24 protein-coding genes are annotated in these 21,397 nt (G+C 38.9%); 8 read left to right on the forward strand and 16 right to left on the reverse strand.

Annotation, left to right across the window (positions count from 1 at the left end; genetic code table 11):
* The first annotated feature begins 8 nt into the window (after nt 1-8).
* The 5 genes from ACO1QW_RS04305 (at nt 9) to ACO1QW_RS04325 (ending at nt 3,904) form a co-directional block, all read left to right on the forward strand.
* On the forward strand, nt 9-797 hold the full coding sequence (locus ACO1QW_RS04305; RefSeq protein ID WP_486256024.1) for a metallophosphoesterase family protein: 789 nt from the start codon (nt 9-11) through the stop codon (nt 795-797).
* Nucleotides 797-1,351, forward strand: a complete 555-nt coding sequence (locus tag ACO1QW_RS04310) for a hypothetical protein (RefSeq protein WP_486256026.1) — start codon at nt 797-799, stop codon at nt 1,349-1,351. Before ACO1QW_RS04305 ends, ACO1QW_RS04310 begins: the two co-directional genes overlap by 1 nt.
* A 116-nt stretch (nt 1,352-1,467) precedes the next feature.
* Nucleotides 1,468-2,931, forward strand: a complete 1,464-nt coding sequence (locus ACO1QW_RS04315) for an ATP-binding protein (RefSeq protein WP_486256028.1) — start codon at nt 1,468-1,470, stop codon at nt 2,929-2,931.
* A gap of 2 nt (nt 2,932-2,933) precedes the next feature.
* Nucleotides 2,934-3,362: a response regulator gene (locus ACO1QW_RS04320; RefSeq protein ID WP_486256030.1), complete on the forward strand. Its 429-nt coding sequence runs from the start codon at nt 2,934-2,936 to the stop codon at nt 3,360-3,362.
* A gap of 179 nt (nt 3,363-3,541) precedes the next feature.
* Nucleotides 3,542-3,904: a response regulator gene (locus ACO1QW_RS04325; RefSeq protein WP_486256031.1), complete on the forward strand. Its 363-nt coding sequence runs from the start codon at nt 3,542-3,544 to the stop codon at nt 3,902-3,904.
* 36 nt (nt 3,905-3,940) lie between these two features.
* Here ACO1QW_RS04325 and ACO1QW_RS04330 read toward each other — a convergent pair whose 3' ends face one another.
* The 3 genes from ACO1QW_RS04330 to ACO1QW_RS04340 all read right to left on the reverse strand — a co-directional run bounded on the left by ACO1QW_RS04330 (nt 3,941) and on the right by ACO1QW_RS04340 (nt 5,711).
* Complete coding sequence (locus tag ACO1QW_RS04330; protein WP_486256033.1) at nt 3,941-4,840, reverse strand: dioxygenase family protein; 900 nt, start codon at nt 4,838-4,840, stop codon at nt 3,941-3,943.
* A 5-nt stretch (nt 4,841-4,845) separates the two neighbouring features.
* A complete protein-coding gene (locus ACO1QW_RS04335) occupies nt 4,846-4,998 on the reverse strand; it encodes a hypothetical protein (RefSeq protein ID WP_486256034.1) in 153 nt (50 codons plus the stop codon).
* A 314-nt stretch (nt 4,999-5,312) separates the two neighbouring features.
* Nucleotides 5,313-5,711, reverse strand: coding sequence for a GNAT family N-acetyltransferase (locus ACO1QW_RS04340; protein WP_486256035.1), 399 nt, complete (start codon nt 5,709-5,711; stop codon nt 5,313-5,315).
* A 185-nt stretch (nt 5,712-5,896) separates the two neighbouring features.
* Between ACO1QW_RS04340 and ACO1QW_RS04345 the strand changes: the two genes are divergently transcribed.
* Nucleotides 5,897-6,244, forward strand: coding sequence for an outer membrane protein assembly factor BamB family protein (locus ACO1QW_RS04345; protein WP_486256037.1), 348 nt, complete (start codon nt 5,897-5,899; stop codon nt 6,242-6,244).
* Nucleotides 6,245-6,332: 88 nt separating this feature from the next.
* Here ACO1QW_RS04345 and ACO1QW_RS04350 read toward each other — a convergent pair whose 3' ends face one another.
* The 12 genes from ACO1QW_RS04350 to ACO1QW_RS04405 form a co-directional block, all read right to left on the reverse strand.
* Nucleotides 6,333-7,034: a hypothetical protein gene (locus ACO1QW_RS04350; protein WP_486256039.1), complete on the reverse strand. Its 702-nt coding sequence runs from the start codon at nt 7,032-7,034 to the stop codon at nt 6,333-6,335.
* 153 nt (nt 7,035-7,187) lie between these two features.
* Nucleotides 7,188-7,958, reverse strand: coding sequence for a DUF6438 domain-containing protein (locus ACO1QW_RS04355; RefSeq protein ID WP_486256040.1), 771 nt, complete (start codon nt 7,956-7,958; stop codon nt 7,188-7,190).
* A 60-nt stretch (nt 7,959-8,018) separates the two neighbouring features.
* The gene (locus ACO1QW_RS04360; RefSeq protein ID WP_486256041.1) at nt 8,019-8,285 is read right to left on the reverse strand and encodes a hypothetical protein; all 267 of its coding nucleotides are present in this window, start codon (nt 8,283-8,285) and stop codon (nt 8,019-8,021) included.
* A gap of 134 nt (nt 8,286-8,419) precedes the next feature.
* A complete protein-coding gene (locus ACO1QW_RS04365; protein WP_486256043.1) occupies nt 8,420-8,860 on the reverse strand; it encodes a hypothetical protein in 441 nt (146 codons plus the stop codon).
* A 196-nt stretch (nt 8,861-9,056) separates the two neighbouring features.
* Entirely contained in the window at nt 9,057-9,239 is a 183-nt protein-coding gene (locus ACO1QW_RS04370; RefSeq protein WP_486256045.1) for a hypothetical protein, read from the reverse strand.
* 32 nt (nt 9,240-9,271) lie between these two features.
* Nucleotides 9,272-9,715, reverse strand: coding sequence for a hypothetical protein (locus ACO1QW_RS04375; protein ID WP_486256047.1), 444 nt, complete (start codon nt 9,713-9,715; stop codon nt 9,272-9,274).
* Between the two features lie 114 nt (nt 9,716-9,829).
* A complete protein-coding gene (locus ACO1QW_RS04380) occupies nt 9,830-11,227 on the reverse strand; it encodes a serine hydrolase domain-containing protein (RefSeq protein ID WP_486256049.1) in 1,398 nt (465 codons plus the stop codon).
* A gap of 287 nt (nt 11,228-11,514) precedes the next feature.
* Nucleotides 11,515-12,429 (reverse strand): hypothetical protein, encoded by a 915-nt coding sequence (locus tag ACO1QW_RS04385; protein ID WP_486256051.1) that lies wholly within the window; start codon nt 12,427-12,429, stop codon nt 11,515-11,517.
* Nucleotides 12,430-12,649: 220 nt separating this feature from the next.
* A complete protein-coding gene (locus tag ACO1QW_RS04390; RefSeq protein ID WP_486256053.1) occupies nt 12,650-13,657 on the reverse strand; it encodes a hypothetical protein in 1,008 nt (335 codons plus the stop codon).
* A 181-nt stretch (nt 13,658-13,838) separates the two neighbouring features.
* The gene (locus ACO1QW_RS04395) at nt 13,839-14,477 is read right to left on the reverse strand and encodes a hypothetical protein (protein ID WP_486256055.1); all 639 of its coding nucleotides are present in this window, start codon (nt 14,475-14,477) and stop codon (nt 13,839-13,841) included.
* Nucleotides 14,478-14,709: 232 nt separating this feature from the next.
* Complete coding sequence (locus tag ACO1QW_RS04400) at nt 14,710-15,327, reverse strand: DUF4304 domain-containing protein (RefSeq protein ID WP_486256057.1); 618 nt, start codon at nt 15,325-15,327, stop codon at nt 14,710-14,712.
* 214 nt (nt 15,328-15,541) lie between these two features.
* Nucleotides 15,542-16,921, reverse strand: a complete 1,380-nt coding sequence (locus ACO1QW_RS04405) for a tetratricopeptide repeat protein (RefSeq protein WP_486256059.1) — start codon at nt 16,919-16,921, stop codon at nt 15,542-15,544.
* 715 nt (nt 16,922-17,636) lie between these two features.
* On the opposite strand from ACO1QW_RS04405, the gene ACO1QW_RS04410 reads away from it, so the two are divergent.
* Nucleotides 17,637-18,248: a fibronectin type III domain-containing protein gene (locus ACO1QW_RS04410; protein ID WP_486256234.1), complete on the forward strand. Its 612-nt coding sequence runs from the start codon at nt 17,637-17,639 to the stop codon at nt 18,246-18,248.
* Nucleotides 18,249-18,714: 466 nt separating this feature from the next.
* Complete coding sequence (locus ACO1QW_RS04415) at nt 18,715-19,179, forward strand: CHRD domain-containing protein (protein ID WP_486256061.1); 465 nt, start codon at nt 18,715-18,717, stop codon at nt 19,177-19,179.
* A 590-nt stretch (nt 19,180-19,769) separates the two neighbouring features.
* On the opposite strand, the gene ACO1QW_RS04420 is transcribed toward ACO1QW_RS04415, so the two are convergent.
* The gene (locus ACO1QW_RS04420; protein ID WP_486256063.1) at nt 19,770-21,359 is read right to left on the reverse strand and encodes an FAD-dependent oxidoreductase; all 1,590 of its coding nucleotides are present in this window, start codon (nt 21,357-21,359) and stop codon (nt 19,770-19,772) included.
* Nucleotides 21,360-21,397: the final 38 nt, after the last annotated feature.

The raw sequence follows: 21,397 nt of genomic DNA on the forward strand, positions 1-21,397 counted from the left end.
AGTTGCTAATGAAGACACATTTACTTTATTTACCGCTATTGCTTTTGTTTCTATCGTGCAAGCGCTTTATGTTTCATCCAAATGAAATACGGCCGCAACAAAAAGAATTGAACGCACGTAATATTGAAAAAATAAAAGCTCTCCCGCAAAAACAGGCATTCAACTTTATACTCTTAGGCGATACACAACGCTTTTACGATGAAGTGGATGATTTTGTTGACCACGTGAATGCAAGCGACAGCATTTCCTTTGTATTAATCGCTGGTGATCTTGTTGATTTTGGTTTGAATAAAGAATTTAACTGGATAGCTGAAAAATTTGGTCGTTTGAAAATTCCTTATGTAGCTGTCATCGGCAATCATGATATGCAGGCCAACGGACGAACGATCTTTGCCGAGATGTTTGGGCCCGAAAACTTTTCTTTCAGCTACAGCGGCAACAAATTTATTTTGCTCAACACCAATTCAAGAGAAGTAAATTATAATGGTAGCCTTCCCGATATCAGCTGGTTGCGCCAGCAGTTAAATGATGAAGATGCTGAAAACATATTTATTCTTTCACACGTGCCACCATTCAGTATTGATTATGACACAAACCTTGAAGATGATTACGCAGCATTACTTGCAGCGCAACCAAAAACAAGATTATCAATGCATGGGCACGAACATAAATACCGGTACCTCCAACCTTATGAAAGCGGTCCGCCCTACCTTGTTGTTGCAGCTTCGCAGAAACGTAGTTATGCATTAATAACGGTGAACAGTAAAAAAACTTCTGTAACCGAAACATTTTATTAATGCTGCCCCGGTTCATTATATTTTGTTTGTTGACATTACCCGTTTGTGTAACGGCACAAACAGCAAAAAAGAAAACAGGCATTGCACCGCATTATGTCAAACTGCAGTTTGCAGGCTCCATTGGTTTTTTATCGGCGGGTGCTGGTTATGAATTTGCAAAAAAGAAATTGCAGGCCGATGTTTATTATGGCTATGTGCCCGAACGTATCGGCGGCATCAACATTCATTCGGTTACGGGCAAATTAACATGGTTGCCTCTTTCCCTGGAACACAAAAAAACGACTTATAATTTACTTACTGCCGGTTTCCTTGTGAATTACGCATTTGGAAAACAATATGATTTTTCAGAAGAGGCATTTGAATATTATGGGTTCCCTACGGCAGCACATATTGGTTTATTTGTTGGGGGCGGAATAAAACGAAACAGACTCGGTTTGTATTACGAACTGGGCAGCACCGACAGGGATATTGTAAGTTATGTAAACAATACAAAGAGTATCCGTTTTTATGAAATCCTTAATATTGGTATTGGTGCCAAATGGAGTTTTTGGTAAGTAGTTGAATGTTGCAGCATCGTTTTCATGGTTACCTTATTAACTTTATAAAAAACGATTTGTTTGCTCCTGCTGAGGAAACAAACTACATTACTTTTTATACCAGGTGTTTGCAAATGAAACTATCAACTCAAATTCTATTGGCCATTGGCACGGTGCTTCTTTTTTCGGTAGTGGAATGGTATCTCAATTACAGGCTCACAAAAAAAGTGGAGCGCAACACGCAATTCCTTTCAAAATCAGAAGCCATTATCAGGAACTCTAACCGGATACACAAAACAATTATTGAAATGCAAAGCGGCTTTCGTGGTTTTTTGCTTACCAACGATACAACGTTTCTTCAACACTACAATAAAGGGCTTCGGACTGTAACGCCATTTGTCATCAATCAAAAAAACTATATCAAAGGAAATGCTGCGCAAACAGCTTTACTCGATTCTATTTACAATTTACACATTGCATGGGTATCATATGCCAATGCTCTGATCAATTCAAAAAAAGGGCTTTCGGCCGAGTCGCAATTATTATACAACAACTTGTTTGATACTAAATTCAAAAACAAAGTAGGTAAAAAGCTGAATGATCGAATTACAACATTGTTTGCTGCTTTCGACAGAAGTGAATACAAAATAAGAAATACACGTGCCGATGAATTGATCGCTTCTATTAACCGCACGCATACGTTTTCGTTTATTTTCATCACGCTTACTGTTTTGTTTAGTGCCATCAGTGCCATCTATATTATCATGCTTATTACAAAGAGAATCAGGTCAATGGTTCAGCAGGCAGAAAATATTTCGAAAGGACAATTCACAGTAGTAACCGATAATCGTAACGATGAATTAACGGGCTTATCGAATTCATTAAACATCATGTCGGAAAAACTACAGAAGAATATTTATGAACTGGAAAAAAGAAATGCCGAGCTCGACAAGTTTGCTTATGTTGTATCGCATGATCTGAAAGCACCCGTTAGAGGAATACACAATGTGGTAAAATGGATAGAGGAAGACCTGGAGAAACAATTAACGCCTGAATTAACAAACTACCTCGGCATTATACAGCAAAGAACAAGACGAATGGAAGACCTCATCAATGGCTTACTGGATTATGCAAGAATAAGTGAAAAAACAAATACGGCGCAGGTTGATGTACACAAAATGGTAAGCGATATACGGGATAGTTTTATTCCAAGGGAGTTTAAAGTGGAGCTCATTAATTTGCCAAGCTTGTATACTGAACCCATTAAACTGGAACAGGTGTTTACCAATTTAATCAGCAATTCAATTAAGTACAGCAACCCGGCAAATGGTCATATCATTATCAGCTGTAAAGAGTTTCCCGGTCATTATGAGTTTTCCATCAAGGATAACGGTATTGGCATTGATCCCGAATACCATCAAAAAGTATTTGAGATATTTCAGACACTTCGGGAGAAAAACCAAATTGAAAGTACGGGTGTGGGATTGGCCATCGTAAAAAAAATAATTGATGAGCAACATGGCAGCATCCAATTAAATTCAACTGCTGGGAATGGTGCAGAATTTATCTTTACCTGGAACAAACACAAACGCATGTAACCATGAAGAAGAATATTATTTTATTGGTGGAAGATGATGAGCTGGATGTGATAAGTGTGCAACGTTCGTTAAAAAAATTCGAGCGCCCTTACGAATTGCATGTTGCCTATAATGGAAAAGAAGCGCTTGAAGTGTTGAAGGGACATGAAATGCTTACGCCTGATGTTATTCTGCTCGATTTAAACATGCCCAAAATGAACGGACTTGAATTTTTGAAATCCTTGCGAAAGGATGAGCGGCTCAAAAACATGAAAGTGTTTATCATGACCACTTCATCGGATGAAAGCGACAGATCAGCTGCTGAAGCAATGGGTATTGCCGGCTTTATCATAAAACCATTGAACTATACCGATAATTTAAAACGCACCGACTCTATGGATGCGTTTGTGCAATTTTACCTGCGCAAAATATTAACTGATAATCGTAATTAATCTTTTGTAAACCGATTGGGGTACACATATTCTGTAGAACAAATTCAAGGGTACCTTAACTCTTAAATAAAACAAAAGAATAGATTTATGGAACAATAAAGGACCTTCGTGGTAAGTTATTATGATGAATTAAAAAACGGGCGACGTCCCCCGTTGATTACCGTTCCTGTTAATATCGTATGAAACACAAGATTACAATTGTTGACGACGACCAAAGCATTCATGAAATTTTGGAGTTATTGCTCACAGCCGATGGCTATGAACTGGATTTTCACTCCGATACCAGCAAGCTTATTCCATTTAAAAAACCCTTTCCCAAAGTATTTCTTCTCGACCGGCAATTAGGAAGCAGCGACGGTCTGGAAATCTGCCGCAAGCTTAAAGCCGATCCCCAAACACAAACCATTCCGGTGATCATGCTTTCTGCTTCTCCCAATCTTGCAAGTCTTGCACAGGAAGCCGGTGCCGATGCATGGCTCGAAAAGCCGTTTACCACTGCTGCACTACAGGATATTATTCGTTATCATATAAAAACTGAATAAATAGTTTGCATTCATAACGCAGTATTACCACTTTGTTCATTGTGGTTTTTCATACTTAACAAATTTCATTCCTTCCAGTTCAGTTTTTCTTCTCCTGATAAAGTGAAACTGAACCTTTGCATTACCTTGCGGCAGCAATTCAAAGCGGGCTTCTGTATCGTTAACGCCACCCACGAATGTATTGTTACCTGCATAAGATAAACCACCCCATATTTGGTTGTTGATCTTGTAAAATAACAGATCGCCTTCACGATAAAATTCCATCATCGAATTGTTGTTCATTTTATAAACGCCACACACTCTCTGAAATACTTCATCAGCAGGCAGGTATTCCTTTTTCAAAACAATATCAAACTTAATTTCACTTGCGGTACTGTTTCTTTTTCGAACAGATAAGATGCGGTTCACAGCCAATGCTGATTTTGTACTTGGATCGCCTTCAATATGCGGATCACCGGTAAAATAAATTTGTGTGATGAGATCCTGCATACCCCTGACAGAAATACGCATGTGAATATGCGCCGGTCGAAAGATGGTTGAATTTTCTTCAACAGGATATGCCACCGGTTTCGTTGTGATGAATTCATATTTCCCATCAGTTGAAACTTTTTGACTTGCCCTGTAAGCATATTCTTCCGAAACATTATCGTATAAACCATCGGCCTGGCACTGCCATATTTCTATTAAGCAGCCGGGCATAGGAGTTTTTCCATCTTCTTTGTAAATGATTCCCGACAAGTGTAATGCTTCGCCGCTAAACCCCTTTGGATTTAAGTTATTACGGATTGGCGCTCCCGGTCGATAGAACGGACCTAAAATATCTGTAGTAGTTGGGGTATCGCCAACAAATCCCTCTTCGGTAAAATTGATGCTGCCAAACACACCCATACCGAAAGCAAGAGCGCTTGTATTTTTTATAAATTTTCTGCGTTGCATATCAGTTAATCCAGTTTGCTGAAAACTATTTTTCCATCATTCACAATCATGCGGATATCGCTGAGTGCCTCCAACGATAGCAATGGGTTTTGTGAAACGATAACGATATCGGCTTCCAGTCCTTTTTTTAATAGCGCCTGTTCGTTTGTGAATGCCAAGCCAGGTAGCAGAACCTGAAGTGATCAGTTACACAACACTCATTGGAGACAGCCCTGCTTTTTGTAAATACTATGCTTTATCTGCCATGGAAAGTTCGTTATTGGTATAACGAAGATCGGTGCCTGCAGCAATTCGAATACCTAAGCTCAACGCTTCTGCAATCTGTATATTCTTTTGCTGTAATTAAGAAATGAAAGAGACCAACAGCACAGGTAGCGATCTTTCTCATGCCAGTTGCTTTACTGTTAAGTTACGACATTTAAACCTGTGGAAGTACCCGCTGCTTTTTGCCGGTTATACCTGCGCTTCCCTCTTATTTCTTTCGGAATATGGCAAATGCCCTGTCTTCTTTGATGAATCCAATTTTCGGATAATACTCCATGGCAGTAGGTACTGAAAGCAGTAAGATCATTACCTGCTCTCCTACTTTTTCTTTTGTGAGGTCAACAAGTTTTTTTCCTATTCCCGATTTTTTATGTTCGGGATGCACAGCTAAATCAGCAAGATAGCAACTCCATGCCCAATCGGTGATACATCTGCAAACGCCCACCAGTTCAGCATTGTGCCAGGCAGTAACAATAAGGTTCGACTGTTCAAACATTTTCCGGATGCGCCCTTTATCTGTTGTTGGCCTCGGCAACCCTGCTGCATCGTACAACTCTATTACCTGCTCGGGTGTTGGTACAACATCAAATTTATAGAGTATGTTCATGTGATTGTTTTAGTAGATGAATGTTGATAGCGATATACATTGCGAATATAAATGTTCCCATGAAGGAATGTTATTGGCTCTTAACTATCGGATATAAACTACCGGCTAATGACCTACTCACAACCCCTAATTCTTAACCCATAACTTCCCTCACCACATTTCCTTATTTTTATAAAAACGAAAACATGAAACCTCTTAATCATCTATACATCCTGTCGAAAGGAAGAGTGGGCGCTGTAAATAAAAAAGATGGCTCGCTTGCATGGGAAATTAAACTGAAAGAATATCATAAGAACAGCAACGGCTATAACTACGGACAAATTTCTGTTGAAGGTGATAAACTCTTTATTGCCACATCAGGCATCTTGTTTTGCTTAAGTGCAAAAGATGGCTCACTGCTTTGGGTAAACGAACTGAAAGGATGGGGTTATAATTTTATTAGTATGGCCGGCGTTGCAAACGAATCGGCTGCGGCAGCCTCGGCCGCAACACAAGCTGCTGTAACAGCCGCTGTGGTAACCAGTGCAACCTGATGCATCTACTCACCAGGCCTGTTCCATAAGGTGAATACATAGAAGCAAGATCTTCAATTAACCATTGACCCCTAACAATTACTTCAAATTATTTAGCCAGGAATTCTCTGATAAACTCATCAAAGTTTTTTAATGTTTTGTTCCCATAAATTTCAACAAACTGTGCAAACTGGTAGTAGCCATATTTATAAGGGTCGGCACCCAACTCCTGGTAATGCTCATTAAAAAACTTAACAGGATCTTCCCCCGCCGGTACGGGATCAGGCAGTTGTTTTACCATTTGCTTTGCATAGTTATAGCAATCACGAAGTTGCTTTTTGTTTTTTGTTTTTCGCCAATACAAAATGGCAACTGTATTAGCAAAGTATTCGTTTACATATAAATTGCTTTCTTTTTTATTGGCCGCCGTTTGTATGGCATGACCCAATTCATGCGCCAGGTAAAAACCATTAAAGAAAAGTCCGAATATCTCTTTTCCTTTTTTTTCGCTTCCCCCCAACTTATAGAAAAATTCCTTTTGCTGCGGTATTACCTGGTTCCAGAGAGGGAGATTTACCAGGTTCGATTTCGGTGAATAAAATATCAGAAATGGCTTGGTGTTTAAGATGGCTGTGGGTTGCTTCGGGGTAAACAGCGGCGAAATAACATTGAGATGTGTTGAAAATGCAGCAATAATCTCATTGGCATCTTTTACCAGCAACACAGAATCATCATACAGCCTAAAAAAATTCTTTTGCGAATAAACACAGGAACTTGCCAAAACAAAAACAAGTATAAATAGTTTTTTCATTTCCGGTTATAAATAAACATAAAAGATAAAGAATTACAGGCACGAGAGAAGCATTTTTTGCATCCCCCGTTATAAAAAGATACGAAACCTGTTCATTATTCCGACCTTGATTTCACGAAGTGTACCCTTCATTATGATTTGTTAATTCAAAAATCAATTATCAGCAGACTTTGGGCCCACAAATTCAACTTTTTTGGGCAACGCTATTAAATAATAGAAAAGATCGTATGCTACATAAGAAAAGCAAAACGATTTGAAAGATTTTATCTTGTCATTATAATAAACTTCCAGCGTATAAGTTCCTGCGTCGATGTTGATTTGATTCAGGTCAGTAATCTTGTCGAGGTCGGAAACAGCAAGAATGTTTAAAAGCTCTTCATAAAGTTGCGGGGACAAAACAGCATTGTACAAGCCTTGCTTTATTGCATTTTGCTTTCCTTCAAATTTCATTTGTCTATTGCTATCAATGGTAAACGCCATTTCCGGGCAGTTACCATAACAAGTAGTTGAGCTAAAGACAATCTTTTCAAATAGAATACTGTCGGTGTAAATATTGTTTCTGTTCTGAAATGTGTAAATCTCTCTCACAGGAAAGCTCATATAATTTGTTGCCGCATATTTTTTTACAGGAACAAGCGTTATCTGGTCTTCTGTCTGAGCTTTTATAAGATAGTCGTGATCAGAACTGTTAAAGCTGTCAGGTTGTATTATGCGAAAAGTGTCAGCAATAATTTTGTATTGATAAGCTGCCTGTATCGTACGAATTTTACCTTGATAATTAAGACGATATTCAAACCTCACAATATCCTTGTCAACCAGCATATAGTTATCAGCATCGCCCACCCATAATTTTTGCAAGGTTGTTGTCTGACAAAATGAGTAACGCAACGCCAGGAAGCAAATGAGCGTGAAGGTTATTTTCATAACAAACTTGTAATTTGAGTTCTAATAGAAGGTTCAATTTTACCCATTGCCAATTAACAATTAACAATTAACCATTACCTCACCCCTCTCCTTCAACAATGCCTCCACTTCTTTACTTTGTTTATTACGTTTATCGTTTACCAGTTTGTAAATAAAAAACAAAGGTATTAATGTAAACCAACCAAACCTGTTTACTGCAATGCTGTAAATAACGATGCCTGCAAGAAAGCCAATAAACAAAGCATTGGTGATGACGGTTGATTTCATTTTTTTAGCTTCTGCCAATAGTTCATCATTGCTTAACTGTGCTAATTCTGCAGGGTTCATGTGTGTTATTTCTTTGTTGTTGACTGTTGTATTAAATGATCATTTCTTCTGCCATTAACATCCTTGCTCATTGCCTTCTGCTTTCCGCTTTCTGCCTTCCGCCTTCCGCACTTTGCCTTCCTCCTATTCACCATTCACCAGCTATCACATATCTTTTCCGCATACTGCAAAGCATTTTCGTAATTAAAGAAAATATTCTTTTCTGGTTCCTCGAGGTTTAGGTTCCATAAACCTGCAAGGCCATATTTGTTGAGGTCGGAAAGTAGAAACGCAATGTCAAACTTGTTTTCAAAAATCTGCAACTCAAACAGCGGACTTAATGCATGAATAAATGAATTACCAAAGGAATAACTCAACGCCGACATGTCAAGCAAAAGCGATATCGGCCGCATGGCAAGCAGGTTGATCGCTAACTGCTGATTGATATAATTACAATCCATCGTTGCGGCACTGCCATTGGGAAGCGAACCAGTTAATTTTACCAGCATGATGCTTTTTTTTTCATGCTCGTAAAAATCAACTGCTACATTCTTTTGTTGATGAAACTGAGGTACGTAAGGTTTAAAATTTTTCATTGTTCAATTCCTAAATATGATTAATCGTTTCCTGGGCACACAAAACTTGGGCAACTGAGAGAGCCAGGAGAAAAAAGAGACGACGTTTCATGTAAGATGTGTTTGTGGAATTTTACACCGGCAGCGACTTTAGTCTGCCCGGGGTTTCACGAAGTGGACCCCGGGACCGACTAAAAAAACCCTTCACCATTTGGTGCTAAGAAAATTGTTTTATAATAAAATAGCCTGTTGCAACACAAACCAGCACTATCCCCGCCCATTTAAGCGTTTTGCTTCTTCGTTCAAAGCTGGCATCTTTCTTCTTAATCAGGATATCGGGAAAAAAGAAAAATAACAACCCGATTATCAATGGAATTGCTACGTCGCTATAACCTGTCATAAATTGCATTGTTTTTTTACTGATGGGTGCAGTTATTGTTTAGCCCGTACATATTTAGTTTCCAGGCCTTGTGGCATTCGTGAGGTTACATCTCCTGCTTTGGGATCAACTAATTTTTCAAATAACTTAAAAGTGAGGTTATCGCCGTTAAGTTTATAATCAATCGTATGCAGATAACCTATACGATAAGCAATGGAGGAGTGAGTTGCCTTAAGTGTTATTGTATTCGCATCATCAAACGTGTACGTTCCGGCATAAGCTTCTGTCCATTTGCCTGTTGAATCCTGGGCTATTGACGAAAAGAAGCCGTCATGCATAACAAGAAATTCTTTGTTGTCGCTGGAAAACCAGGCACCGGAAAGAGAAGATTTTGCGTTCTGTTCAGTTGGTGTGTTAGAATTTTTAGTCTGTGCTACTGCTATCGTTGATAAAAAGCAACAACTCAATATTACGATGTAAAAAAAGATGTTCTTCATAACTAAGTTTTTTTGAAATTACTAAATTAGTTGATACCGCATTCCTCACCAACCGGCTGGTACCAGGCATTTCGGTTTGTGAGGACAGCAACCGATAAGAAAAATGTCATCAACTCAATCACGACCTTCTATTGCAGCAATCTTATTGTCTTTTGTAATTGTTATAAGCAATTCTTCAGGTTCGTTACTAAAGAGGATCCGGTAATGATGTTCCTTACTTCCATCGGGCAGCTCTTTCCTGTTCAATAATTCTATGCCCATAAATTTCCCCAGGCTTTTTAAATGAGCAGACGCCCTGCCTGAACGTGGAATAAAGCGCTCCCCCAATTCAGGTGTAAATAAATCTGCTGTCAGCTTGTTGTCCATTAATTTAACAACAAAGTCTTTCACCAGTGCAATCACCTGCGGTTCATTGTCTTTAATTGGCTTTAACCTCGGTACGATCAATTCAGGTTGATATAATTTCATGATTGCTGTTGCAATTTTATTGGTATTGGCGCCTCGCAGATTTGCAAATACAATAACAGCTAACTTTTTCTCCGGGTAACGTTTGATGGTTGTTTCAAACCCCTGCCATGTGCCATCGTGCTCTATTATTCGTTTGCCTTGTATAGAATCAATCCACCAGCCAAACCCGTAAGGATGAGTACTTCCATTGTTGAGTTTTACAGGCGACCATATCATTTCATAGCTTTCTTTCTTCAGCAGCTTGCCCGCATTTAACCCGGCTTCCCATTTTGCCATATCAAGCGCTGTTACATACATTGAACCATCGGCAGTAGTATTGATGGAAGGCGACACCCATTGCTGGTTTTTTATTTCACCCTCTACCATGCGGTATCCTGCAGCACGGTTGGGTACAATATCAGGTTCAGAAATGATCCTGGCAGTTGTCATGCCTAAGGGATCAAAAATGCGTTGCTTTAAAAAGTCGCCGTAAAACTGGCCGCTTACTTTACTAATGATCAACCCGAGTGTTACATAACCCATATTACTGTACACCGATTTTTCACCGGCTGCAAATTCGAGGGGCATTTTCTTTATCACCTGGTACAAACTATCCTCTGTATAATCGGCCCTGAAATTAAAGTTATCCGGGTACTCTCCAAATCCTGCAGTATGTGTGATCAGATTTTTTACTTTAATTGAGTTCCATGTAACAGAAGCATCAGGAAAGAATTTTGTAAGAGGATCGTCCAAACTGATTTTACCATCTTCAACCAGCAGCATAATGGCAAATGCGGCAAACTGTTTTCCTACAGAGCCCGCCTGGAAAATGGTTTCGGGTTTTACAGGTACTTTATGTTCGAGATTAGAGTAGCCATAGCCTTTTACATAATCAATTTTTCCATCACGTACAACTACAAGAGAAAGTCCCGGTATGCGTTGGCTTTTCACTTCTGCATTTACCAACGAATCAACCCGCATCTGTATTTTAGATGTTATGTTGTTTTGTGCAAAGCTGCAGAAGCATTGCATAGAGAAAAATAGTAGAAATAGCGTCTTTTTCATTTATTGCAATTAAAGTAAATTCAATATTTTATTGTAGAGGGTTTTAAAAACTTTATGTAAAAATGGGATGCCGTATCCCGGTGGGTGACATACAACGAGCAGGGCTTTATGCAGGTTGGGAATTAGAATTCCGTCTGACCATAACCGCTGCTGATTAAAATATGTTGATGAAGTTAAGTACAAAAGCTGATAGAGATCCGTCGGCTAGATAAGGGCTGATAGCGATATGAAGCTGAGAACATATTCGTCTGCCTGCATAGCAGCAAACTCCCTGTTAGCTGTAGTTTTTAATGTCCCAAGGATTTCAATACATCTCTTATTTCTTTGTTTTCTGTTTTTTCTTCATTTAGTTTTTTGATTGTAAATTTTAATAATGCGTCAATTGCAAATGCTTTTTTTAAACATGTTTCTTCATCGTCACTATGAATTCCTTCAGATAAATGTCCATGTAGAACTTTTAAAGGATTAATTCCTAAGCTTTTTATACTTGCAGGTAAATGCTGATAAACTGCTTCTACAAGTGTACTCATTTGATGATTAGTTTTGTAGTTCTGATATAGCTTTTTAATGTTTATGCTTTCGGGAAGTTCTAATTCAGATAAAGCTTCTACAACTCTTAATATTTCGTTTTCTGTTATTCTTCTCAAGTAAGCATAGGCTGCTATTCCAAAACTTTGAGAGATGCAAATCAATGCTTTTTTATAAAAGTCTTTGTCATCGGTGTCCAAGAAACTATATACTTCTTTGTCAGGACTTATGTCATAGGCTGGAAATTGACCAATCTTTCTGATATAAATTTTTCCTTCAACCGTTTCTTGCCCGCCAAAAGAAAGTTGAGTTAAAACACTTAGTCCTGGCATTGGTCTATCAGAAAAAACATTTAAAAGAAAATGGGACTTATAAGACTTACAAAATTGGCATTCGCCTGAAAAATAATGTGTAAACTCAATTGATTTGTCTGGTTTGTAAGGGTCAAGCTGATTTATATATTCATGTCCAACTAATCTATTGGCTGCAGATGCCACAAAAGTCTTCGGTTCTAAAATAAGTTTGAAAGTTTGAATAGTTTTTTCGTTAGGGCAATAGAATTGAAATGTGAGGTCCTCATACCTATAAGGGTGGAAATATTTTTGGTCAATCTCTATTTTTTGGTATAAAGGAGATTTTTGTAGAAATTCAGATATTTTGATTTGGTCGCTCATAAAATTACAGCCAACGGTCACAGCTTTGCGGTCGGCGGGGCAATTGTTTTACGTCGCCCCTGGCGACGAGTGCTGAACGGTGTAACTAAAGATAAAATTTTATTCAAAGCCTAATAGATAAATGTCAGCCGGAACAAAAGCTAAATAGCTTTACAGGTGATAACCGACGCTTTGCGTCGCCCCCCGCTGCCGCAAAACTGCATGTTGGCGGCAGTGTTCGTTAGTCATCTTCTGTTTGTGAGTCTTCTACTGCTAACAAGTTTTCTATAGGTGTCCAACTGGGCTTGCGAACTATATAATATAATTTTTTGTCCCGATTTTCTTTTAAGGTTATCTGGTCAATTCTTGGAAGAACAGCTTGTTCTAAAATTCCTGTAATTTCCATTGGACGAAAATGATTGTCAACAGTCCAATTCGGAAGCTCTTCCATCTTTTCTACATAAATGTCAGTCCCACGATAATTAAACCACCAATAGCCATTTAAACTAATTGCTTTTCCACGAAGCTTAACAGTCATTCCAATCTGGTCTTCTAACTTAACGAGTCTTGGATTGCAATCTCTCACATTATAGATTCCCTTTGTTTCTGTCTGTTCAATTTTTCCATATACTTCGGTAAGCTTTCCAATTTCTACTGACCATTTTCTAAAACCGATTAGTCTTAACTTACCTTTTGAGGTATTAATATATGCCGTATCATTTTCGTTCTTTGCAATTCCTGATATGAGAGCAATTTGTCCAACAAAACTGTTTGGTGTGGCTTTTATCGGTTTAATTTTTTCTCCTGAAAGAACAACCAATCTGTTTTGAAAATAATATCCTGTTGTCTGCAAAATAATATTTGCTTCTTGATATGCTTTGTCGGGAATGCCAACAAACTCACCCGTTTCATAAACCCGTAATTGATAGGTAGAGCCTTTTTCAAGTTTAGGAAGTGGCTTGTCGCCAAATTTTCCAAAATATGGTGAAAGGGGAATTGTTAGGAGTTCTTGAGTTGAAGAATCATTGATATTTTGAACAATCAGATTAAGTCCGTCTTTATACCCTTTAGATGAAATGTCAACAATGATACCTTGAACTGTCAAAGTAGTACCCAATGGTTTGCCTAATTGACCAATTAACCTTACTTGCTCTTTGGGAGTAGTAACCTGAATTTGATGTTCAATGTCCTGCGAAAAACAGAAGTTATTTGTCAGAAGGATTAGTGCAAAAAAGATAGGTCTTGTCATTCTGTGTCCAATTATGGTACGATGAAATTGCATTGCCGCCAACGTTTTGCAGATTTGCGATGGGCGGGCTTTTTACCACAAATGTTCATGCGGAGGACTGCACTTTCGGTTACCACAAAACTGTCTGCGGAGCACGAAACCCCGCCTAGTGCAAATGTGCTGTTATGTGTAGCCTTTTCTTTCATTTCATCAAAGTAAAATAAGTTATTAGTCCTGGAAACCCAAACATACTTATTAGTGTCCATACCAAGTCCCAATGCGTTGTTCTTCTGTTGTATCGAGGATAGAAATATCCTACACCTTCATACTTGCCAACAGTAATAGGGTAAGTATTAGTCAGAAGTTTTATTAGGTGTCTGCTTGCCTGTAAAAATATATAAGCGGCTGCTGGAAAATATAATAAAGTCAAGCTATTTGTCCCTGGGGGAAAGGAATAGTTCACGTTAGATTGTCCGAGTAAATATGAAACAACTACCAATGTCAAGCAAGTTGAGAACAAGAACCAATTGATTTTTGAAATGTCAATGCGTCTGTTATATGGAGATAAAATTAGCATCATATAACCTAAACCAAGTATCATAAAACTTGTCGCACGTTCCTTTTGTCCGTTTGATAGAAGTCCGATTAATAACAAACAAGCAGGAATGATTAAGATTAAATAGTCCCAAAAACTAATGCGATTTATTTTCAATTCACGTTTTCCGTCCTTGTCGATTTGTGTCGGTTTGGGCTTTCTATAAATATCAACAATAAGGTCTGTCGCTGGTCCAAAACAAACCAAGATTATACAGAGAATTCCTAATGTCGTTAATGCTGTCATTTAATGTTTTGTTGTCGTCCTAAGGTTACACATAACGAGCAGGGATTGCTGCAGGGCTGGAATTCATTGCTCGTCCAGCCCGGAACTGCTGCTGATTAAAGATATAAGTACAGGTTAATAAACAAAAGCCCAACCATGTATGCCCAGCCCAGATGAAGCACAACAGCGATAAAATGACCATTGCTCCAATGTCCAGCCAGCCTTGCAGCAAACCCAATGTTAGCTGTTGTTTTTAGTCCGTCAATTTGTATTTGTCTCGATACTCAAACAATGTTGATTTCATATTAGAAAAGGTGTACTTGTCTTGTTTGAGTTTGTCATACTCGACTTGTGCTTTTGCTATTTCTTTGTACTCGCCATAAATTATAAGTCTGACAAACTTGTCAAGATTGACGGTTGTGTCTTCCAATAATTTCAATACGTGTTCTTTAGTTTTATTTCTTTCAAAATAAGGAGCAATATAATTAAGAACGTTGTCAGTTGTTTCTGTCTTCAAATCATTGATGTTGCTTGTTGGCTCAATGTCAAACCATTTGTCTATATTATATTTTAGCTTTCCAATTCTTTGTCTGATTGCACAATCAGGCTCGGTCGGATAAGTTGGAATTTCTCCGTTATGATATGTGTAAAAAGTCAGCCAATATTCGGGTATGAAAAGTCCTGTGTTAATCGTAAAAGAGATATGGTCTTTTGAATAGAACGAACTTTTTTGAACATTAACTATTTGTCCAAGGTCTTGAAGTTGACGATAAAAATTATTTCCTTTCTTTTTAAAACCCAATGGCTTTAAAATTGTCTGAAAACAATCCTTAATTATAATGTCAAAATTTTGTTCTGTAAGGGTCTTCATAAAATAACAGCTAACGTTCAGGCATTGGCGATGTGGCGGTATTCTGTGTTTCGTCTGCTTGGTGCCGCTGCTGGTTAAAGATACAAAAGCTCATTGTTTATCATATTGTCCGGCGTTAGTTGTCTGCCGAAACCGCAGCTGATTAGCGAACAAAAAAATAAGAATATATTTCGTCGCCCGCCATATAGCCAATGCAATGTTACCAGCCGTATTTCTACTCAGTAGTAGAGTCATTGTGTTCATTTAATTCTTTTGATTTGTCAAGATACTTTTGTCCCAACTCCATATTTGCCAACTTCAAATGTGTATGTCCAAGGTAAAAATTAATCATTTCTGTTTTAGGGTCTATTTTTTCTGCTTCTTCAAAATGGTGCAGTGCCTTTTCCAATTCATTTGTTTTTAAAAAGTATGCTCCCATATTTCTCCATGAGAAAGAATTGTCCGGGTTCATCTCAAATGAATGGTATAAGTCTGTAAAAGCATTTTCAATGTCACCAAGCTGAAGTTTACAGTATCCACGATTGTTATACGGATAATCCGAATATGGCTCAATAGTGATAGCCTTGGTAAATTGTTCAATTGCTTCTTCATATTTTTTTTGTTGAAGCAGTGCATATCCGATATTATTAAACGCCGCAATGTTTTTAGGATTAGTTTCGAGAAGCATTGTACTTGCTTCAATTACTTCATTAAATTTCCTTTCTTCAAATCCTTTAGCTATTTGTTTGCCAATTTTAAAATTCAACTCGATAGCAGAAATCTTTTCTTTAGTTAGAGTCGTATCATTGGTGTTGTTTAGAAACTCAAAATCTTTCTTGAATAAGTCAATAGTATTTCCGTTGAAGATGGAATAGTAATTATCTGCATTCTGGTCAGTTATGTAACAGATTAAAGCGTTTGCGTAACTTATTAATTGATTTGGAAGATAACCTGAGCGGCTAATCCAATAAATATCTTTAGTCTGAACGCTGTTTGCTACAAAAATTCCAAATCCAAAATAGATGCTCGCCAAATCTGTAAGTGGTTCCAAGTCTGGATCATTTTTGTTGACGTAATTCCCGCCTAAAAGTTTTATATGAGCCAGTTCGTGGGCAATAACAGATATTAAAAGTTGTGGATTGTCAAGGTTTGATTTAGCTATCTGTATGTTGAACCGTCTTTTATCTGTTGTATAAATTTGGTTATAAAGTCCACCCGGCTCTGTAAAATCCCCATGTGGTATCAAAGTCTCCCATTGTTTGGTTTTAAAGTCGTCAAAAAACTTTATTATAATCTCGTCTGGATTTACGTCCCAATACTTACATAGCTGCTCAAACAATTTTTGAAACTGCTCACCATCTTTTACATTATTATATGGAAAGGTCTCAGTTGTCGGTAAAATAAAAGGCTGCGCTTTCAATTTGTCAAACCCGAAAACTTCTATGAACCAGGTAATATTTTTCTCTATCCAGTCTTTGTCTTCTGGGGTTACGCTAGGTTGATATGTCTTTTTGCTAAATAGTCCAAACATAGTTGGTGTCGTCTGTAATATGGCTGGTAACATTTGTATTTGCGCTATTATACGCAACATATCCCAAATAACAAAGCTTGTCAATCAATTAATTAGTGCTCGCCTTTTTGTATTGTAATTGCACAATTGCATATTTCATACAACCGTGTGCAAACGTTTCATAAGCGTTTGCACATGCTTTATAACTGTTTATCTTTTTCAAGCCTTAAAGAAAAAAAACAGAAGCTTGTTCTTATATATGATGTTACACTTCCCTATACATCAGGATGCCCTTCTTCCTGGTTTCAAAGGCTACAATACTCCAAACAACAGCTTTCATCCTCCGTACAAAAGCCTTTGTATTACCACACACCGCCCGTTGAACTTCGTGCAAACGCCTTTGCTTTATCATACAATGCCGGTTGCATGCCGTACAAGAGTATTTGCACATCATACAAAAAGCTTTGCACGCTGTACAAAAAGCTTTACTGGTACATACAATGGATTTTGCGAGCCGTACAACAGGCGTTGCAGGTTTATCAAAAGCCATTTGTCATTGAAAAAAAATATAGATTTCCGTAAAAACAGGTAAACAGCTGCCGGGGAGTTTTGCTTTTTTTCATTGTAGAAAACCACATTTCAACTAAAAACAGCGGCGTTTAAAAGCTGTTGTCTTCATTGTACTATACTTTTTCCTGAGATTTTCTATACCCGCTTTGCAGTATAGTAATGCCGGCTGTTGCTTTTTTGTTTTGTGGGGTTAAGCCGGGAAAAACACCAACATCGCTTTCCCGGAATTCATCTATTAAAACCAATGTTTATGATCAAAACAATTCTCAGTTTCGCCAGGTTTACCGACGGAACGCTGGAGAGCAAAACACACAGCATTATCAGCAGTATGACGGGCAATGCTAACTTCCCCACCCCTGTTCCTGCCATTGTTGATGTGCAGGCTGCGGCTACTGCATTTTCTGCCGCTCTTGTAAAAGCGGGTACGGGTAACCGTATGGATGTGGCCGACAAAAATGCAAAACGGGAAACACTCACCGGTTTGCTGCGCACACTGGGTACTTATGTAAACCTTGTTGCCAATGGCGACCGCACGCAATTACTTAGTTCAGGGTTCGACATCAGCAAAGATCCGCAACCCATGGTGCTTACCAAACCTGAGAACCTGCGGGTGGAAAATGGTTTAAGCAGCGGCCAGCTGTTACTCACTGTAAAAGCAGTAAAGGGTGCCTATGCTTATTTACATGAATATACAACTGATGCTACCTTGGCTCCGGGCAGTTGGGTAACAACCAACAGCACTACCAGCCGCTATATGTTGAATAACCTGCAACCGGGCACAGTCTATTATTGCAGAGTAGGTGCAATTGGCAGCAACAACCAACTGCTGTACAGCGATGCGGTGAGCCGCATGGTGATTTAATGTTGCATGATTGCAGTTTGTTTTTAAGGAATTTGGTAACCATCCGCAAGGATGGTTTTTTTGTTGGGGGCATAGGTATGGCATACCTATCAGGCATTTCATCTTTTTGTCCACCCCGGGTGTCACATCGTGGACCAGGAAATGTTGTTATTCTGACTCCCTGGGTCGGTTAGCACCAGACCCCGTGCCGACGAAGGGGACAAAGTTCCCGCTGTTGAGCACGCTTCACTTATAACCCATAACCTATAACCTATCACCTGCAAACTTCTTCCTCATTAACAATTAACCACTAACCATTCACCACTCCCTCCTTATTTCTGTTGAATATTATCCTTAACCATTAACAGTTAATCATTAACAAGCGCACCTGCTGCAAAAAGTTTTTCCACAAAATTCGGCTCTGGCGGCATTTTTGAACACCTCACTGTGTCGATCTTATTTTGGGTAATTAAAAAACAAAGAATCTATGAAACATTTAAGAAGAACCGGCGGGGCCATCCTGCTGGGAGCAATTGTATTAGGTAGTTTACAAGCTTGTAAAAAAGACAAAGACGAACAGGAGTACAACATCAGCGGTACGCTTAGTGGTTCACAGGAAGTGCCTGCTGTTACTACTACCGGTTCGGGAACCATTTCCGGTGAATATGATGGTGACGATAACAAACTGGAATTAAACGTGAACTGGACAGGGCTTTCAGGTACCGTTACAGGCGCACATATACATGGCCCGGCTTTAACAGGTGCCAGTGCAGGTGTGTTGATTCCACTAACGGTTACTGTTAATGGTGTAACGGGTAAAATTGAAACCGATGTAAGTTTACCTGATTCAACTGAGCAGTTTTTATTACAGGGTCGTTTGTATGTAAACCTCCACACAACACTTAACCCGAATGGGGAAGTACGTGGACAAATTACCGCAGTTAAAGATTAAAAAACTGTTGACGTAAATACACAAGTTATTTTTATCTGCCTGCCCGGATCTTTTACGCAGTAGCTCCGGGCAGACAGGAAAGTTATTCATTGTTCTAAAAACAAAACCTCCGGTGTGTAACACACAGCGGAGGTTTTTTATTGCATATTCAAAATGATTACACATGCGTCTTCTTCAGTGCAATCCCCGTCTGAATGATATTCGTGGGGCAGGTGTGAGCAACAACGTTTTACAGTTCCGGGGCTGTAGCGGCTATTTATAAAAGACAAACAAATGACAGAGTATTGCTTTGATAAATTATATTTTTTTAGCATATTACAAGTTCATCATTGTCGGATTTTTTTTAAATAAAGAAATTCGAGCGGCCGGCTTTTTTAAGAGCTGGCCTTTTTTTAATGGAAGCATGGCCGGGAAGGAAAGAAAAGGTGGGAAGTTTTGCAAAAAGAAAAACCATCCTTGCGGATGGTTATCTTTCGACACACAAAACAGATACATCGTTCGGATATATGGCATACAATAATCTGTTTATGTTTCAACCTGTTTTATCGAATTTCGTCTTAAGTAGTTTCTTGCCCTGATGTTATCAGCCATCAATGCGTTACTTTCTTTTCCTGTGATTTTACTTTAACTTTTTTAAGTCCTGAAATAGCAGGGCCGTTCAGTACTGCTCCCTCTTTTGAAAAACGTGAACCATGACAAGGACAATCGAATGTTTTTTCATCGGCATTCCATTGCACCACGCAACCCAAATGCGGACAGGCTGCACTAAACACTTCTACCTGTCCCTGGTCATTTTTATAAACAGCCAGCCGTTTTAATCCAGCGCTTACAATTGCGCCCTTGCCATTTGCAAGTTCATCAATCGATCCCAGATCGGCTTTTGATACCCAATCGGCATATTGCCCGGCCATGCTTAATGCTTCTTTTATATAACTTCCTGCCACTTTCAATGGCACACGTGTAGGTTTATAAATTTCGACCCATGGATTTTCTTTTCCATTAATAAGATCGGTGATCAGCAAACCACCAATGGTACCATGTGTCATGCCATTTCCTGAATCACCGGTGATGATATAAATATTTTCATTGCCTGGATTTCGTCCGATAAATGCAAGTGAATCTAAAGGCTCCATTACCTGGCCCGACCAATGATAAACCACCTCTCCCATTGCAGGAAACTGGCTGCGTGTCCATTCAATTAAACTTGCGTAACGGTTTTCTTCCGGAACGTTTTCTGTATCGGCCTGTCCTGTTTTATGATCTTCACCACCAGACAACAACAGGTCGTACATTTCATTATAAGGTTGCAGACGAACATAGTGATAAGGATAAGTGATCCATTTTGAATCGTGGTTGCCTGTATCCCACCACAGCGCAGGTTTCAATGTTCCTTTCGGCATAAGCCCCGCAATAACATATGTGCGGTAAGGAAATTGTTTGGTATGCATGGCCACAAGATCATTCACAGGTGAATTTGTTGCCACTACTATATGATTAGCTTTAATAGTATGATCATTTGCAATTACTTCTCCTTCCTTAATACTTGATGCATGTGTGTTGGTGAAAATTTGTCCGCCCTTTTTTACTAACGCATCTGCAACACCATTCAAATATTTCATGATGTGAAACTGTGCCTGCTGCGGAAACCGGAGACAAGGTTGCTTGGCATTGGGCATACCGGGCACTGTGTTCAACAGTTCTATATCGAGCCCCGCCTGTCGTGCTGCATCAAATTCTTTTTCCAAAGTATCAAAACTATCAGAAGGATGTTGAAAGAGGTAGCCATCAAGTCGTGTAAAATCGCAATCGATGTTTTCGGTTTTCACCAACTGTTCTACCTGGTTAATTGCTTCTGTATGACTTTGAGCAATGAGTTTTGCATTTTGTGCACCAAATAAGTGTTGCAGTTCGTAGTAACGATCATCCAGTGCGTTGGTTAAATGCGCAGTGGTGCGTCCACTTTCTCCACTTCCAATTAAACCATCTTCAATCAGTATTATTTTTCGTCCCGACTGTGCTAAAAAATAAGCCGTGCTCAAACCCGCAATACCGCCACCAATCACCAGCACATCGGTTTCAATATCGTTTTGTAATGACTGGAACGTTAGCGCAGGAGTTAATTGCAGCCAGTAAGTAAGATGCTCTCCTGATGTGCGTTTTCCTGTTTTAAGTGAAGACATGTTGCATAAATTTAATAGTGATGCAATACAGATGCTTG

This window comes from Lacibacter sp. (assembly GCF_057361365.1).

Bases quoted from the DNA above. Each gene is read 5' to 3' on its own strand.
- ACO1QW_RS04305 (WP_486256024.1), top strand. From the start codon at position 9: ATGAAGACACATTTACTTTATTTACCGCTATTGCTTTTGTTTCTATCG.
- ACO1QW_RS04310 (WP_486256026.1), top strand. From the start codon at position 797: ATGCTGCCCCGGTTCATTATATTTTGTTTGTTGACATTACCCGTTTGT.
- ACO1QW_RS04315 (WP_486256028.1), top strand. From the start codon at position 1,468: ATGAAACTATCAACTCAAATTCTATTGGCCATTGGCACGGTGCTTCTT.
- ACO1QW_RS04320 (WP_486256030.1), top strand. From the start codon at position 2,934: ATGAAGAAGAATATTATTTTATTGGTGGAAGATGATGAGCTGGATGTG.
- ACO1QW_RS04325 (WP_486256031.1), top strand. From the start codon at position 3,542: ATGAAACACAAGATTACAATTGTTGACGACGACCAAAGCATTCATGAA.
- ACO1QW_RS04330 (WP_486256033.1), bottom strand. From the start codon at position 4,840: ATGCAACGCAGAAAATTTATAAAAAATACAAGCGCTCTTGCTTTCGGT.
- ACO1QW_RS04340 (WP_486256035.1), bottom strand. From the start codon at position 5,711: ATGAACATACTCTATAAATTTGATGTTGTACCAACACCCGAGCAGGTA.
- ACO1QW_RS04345 (WP_486256037.1), top strand. From the start codon at position 5,897: ATGAAACCTCTTAATCATCTATACATCCTGTCGAAAGGAAGAGTGGGC.
- ACO1QW_RS04350 (WP_486256039.1), bottom strand. From the start codon at position 7,034: ATGAAAAAACTATTTATACTTGTTTTTGTTTTGGCAAGTTCCTGTGTT.
- ACO1QW_RS04355 (WP_486256040.1), bottom strand. From the start codon at position 7,958: ATGAAAATAACCTTCACGCTCATTTGCTTCCTGGCGTTGCGTTACTCA.
- ACO1QW_RS04360 (WP_486256041.1), bottom strand. From the start codon at position 8,285: ATGAACCCTGCAGAATTAGCACAGTTAAGCAATGATGAACTATTGGCA.
- ACO1QW_RS04365 (WP_486256043.1), bottom strand. From the start codon at position 8,860: ATGAAAAATTTTAAACCTTACGTACCTCAGTTTCATCAACAAAAGAAT.
- ACO1QW_RS04370 (WP_486256045.1), bottom strand. From the start codon at position 9,239: ATGACAGGTTATAGCGACGTAGCAATTCCATTGATAATCGGGTTGTTA.
- ACO1QW_RS04375 (WP_486256047.1), bottom strand. From the start codon at position 9,715: ATGAAGAACATCTTTTTTTACATCGTAATATTGAGTTGTTGCTTTTTA.
- ACO1QW_RS04380 (WP_486256049.1), bottom strand. From the start codon at position 11,227: ATGAAAAAGACGCTATTTCTACTATTTTTCTCTATGCAATGCTTCTGC.
- ACO1QW_RS04385 (WP_486256051.1), bottom strand. From the start codon at position 12,429: ATGAGCGACCAAATCAAAATATCTGAATTTCTACAAAAATCTCCTTTA.
- ACO1QW_RS04390 (WP_486256053.1), bottom strand. From the start codon at position 13,657: ATGACAAGACCTATCTTTTTTGCACTAATCCTTCTGACAAATAACTTC.
- ACO1QW_RS04395 (WP_486256055.1), bottom strand. From the start codon at position 14,477: ATGACAGCATTAACGACATTAGGAATTCTCTGTATAATCTTGGTTTGT.
- ACO1QW_RS04400 (WP_486256057.1), bottom strand. From the start codon at position 15,327: ATGAAGACCCTTACAGAACAAAATTTTGACATTATAATTAAGGATTGT.
- ACO1QW_RS04410 (WP_486256234.1), top strand. From the start codon at position 17,637: ATGATCAAAACAATTCTCAGTTTCGCCAGGTTTACCGACGGAACGCTG.
- ACO1QW_RS04415 (WP_486256061.1), top strand. From the start codon at position 18,715: ATGAAACATTTAAGAAGAACCGGCGGGGCCATCCTGCTGGGAGCAATT.
- ACO1QW_RS04420 (WP_486256063.1), bottom strand. From the start codon at position 21,359: ATGTCTTCACTTAAAACAGGAAAACGCACATCAGGAGAGCATCTTACT.